This is a genomic window from Xanthomonas sp. MUS 060 (assembly GCF_000963215.1).
GTDB lineage: Bacteria > Pseudomonadota > Gammaproteobacteria > Xanthomonadales > Xanthomonadaceae > Xanthomonas_A.
In genome coordinates, this window is sequence record NZ_JZIM01000086.1 from 1 (window position 1) to 1,432 (window position 1,432).

General features: G+C 52.2%; 1 protein-coding gene and 1 pseudogene. Both read right to left on the reverse strand.

The features are described 5' to 3' along the window. Positions 1-288 (reverse strand): annotated as a pseudogene (locus tag XANALMUS060_RS17075) (hypothetical protein); the annotation flags it as partial. Further along, the gene (locus XANALMUS060_RS17080; protein WP_235430613.1) at positions 285-884 is read right to left on the reverse strand and encodes a hypothetical protein; all 600 of its coding nucleotides are present in this window, start codon (positions 882-884) and stop codon (positions 285-287) included. The gene XANALMUS060_RS17080 and the pseudogene XANALMUS060_RS17075, both read right to left, overlap by 4 nt. Between the last annotated feature and the right edge of the window lie 548 nt (positions 885-1,432).

Sequence of the window (1,432 nt, forward strand, 5' to 3'; positions counted from 1 at the left end):
CCGCACCATCGTGAGGTCGGCGATTGCATCCGACACGGTGGTGCGCGTGTGATGCAGCAGGTCTGGATCGGTACCGCGGTAGGCGATGATGATGTCATGGGGCGCATCGAACTGCTGGTAAGCGGTGCCATGGAAACCAGTAGAGAGATCATCTTTATAGCCAAATATAATGTATTGATGTCCATTCAAAAAAGCTTTCCCAGGATGATTAAAGTCGAGGTCTTTTTGCGGCCGATCGTTGTAAGAATCAATAGCCGCATCGGCGCGCTCTTGATCTGCAAGATTCATAATCCAACCTCCTTGATCGTCATGGTTATTTTAAAGTAATCGCCAGGATTCTGAATAACACCAATATCGTCAATAGAATAGTTTTGTGCGCCATAGCGAACTAACGCCTTGTCACCGTAGGAACTCTTCTTAAAATACTCCGTTTGCTGGCCATTGCGCAAAATTTTCTCAAATACTGCACCAGGGTCAAATGCAACGCCATTGCCAACAAATACAGTAGACACACTAGCAGGCTCCCAATGGCAATCCCCTAAGCCATAATAATCTTCATCCTTCATGAAGTCTCGATAGAAATATCCCTTCCAGGTTTTCTCATCGATGCGCGTCATCTCGAAATCCTGCCCCACGATTGGCGGCATGACATGCACGCCAAGGAACTTATCTTCCGGGGTGCATTCTTGATTTGAAACCTTATATTCCAAGTAACCTTTCACCGAATCCCACGGCCCCGGCGCATCCGCCGTGGCGATGACCTCGTAGCGCTTGACCGGATGTGGATTATGTTTTGGATTCTTTGGATCACCGTGCGACATAGAACATCCTGCGGATAGGCTAAGGAAAAGGGGAAATGCAGCCAGAAGAGAGCGAGGCTTCATGCGCGCAGTCCACGATGGTCGTACCACCGCATGGTCAGTCCGGCGGCCAGTGCCATCATGGCGGGGCCTGCACGGAACGTTTGAGCGGAAGAAGGTCGCACAGCCATGGTTTCACCTGTGGGAAGGGAAAGAAACAGCCTACTGCCCAGGGCGTGATCGCGATAGCGAGGTGCCGGGTTGACGCTGCTCAAGCGCCAAGCGGGTTGAGCGGCCATCATAGCGTAGCGTCCGGCATGCGCAGCATCGCGTAGACTGCAAGCAATGGACATCAGAGAACTGGCTGCTGCGCGGTAGGAATTTCCCTACCCTGTTGTCTCGGTAAAGGAGAAACTGGCACGGATGCCAGGCAAACTGCAAACTGCGGATGCGGTCTTGAACAGCCGCGCGCGGAAATTCCTCTGACACCGGATGCAAAAGTCAGCGCTGGCGCTGTTCCCACTTGCTCGCCGTTCACTCCCTGTCCTTGCTCGCCTCAGGCTGCTTATCAGGTATCAATCCCATTTGTGCAATCTGCACCTGCGGCAGAATCCGCTTCTTGAAGAAACTAT

Bases quoted from the DNA above. Each gene is read 5' to 3' on its own strand.
- XANALMUS060_RS17080 (WP_235430613.1), bottom strand. From the start codon at position 884: ATGAAGCCTCGCTCTCTTCTGGCTGCATTTCCCCTTTTCCTTAGCCTA.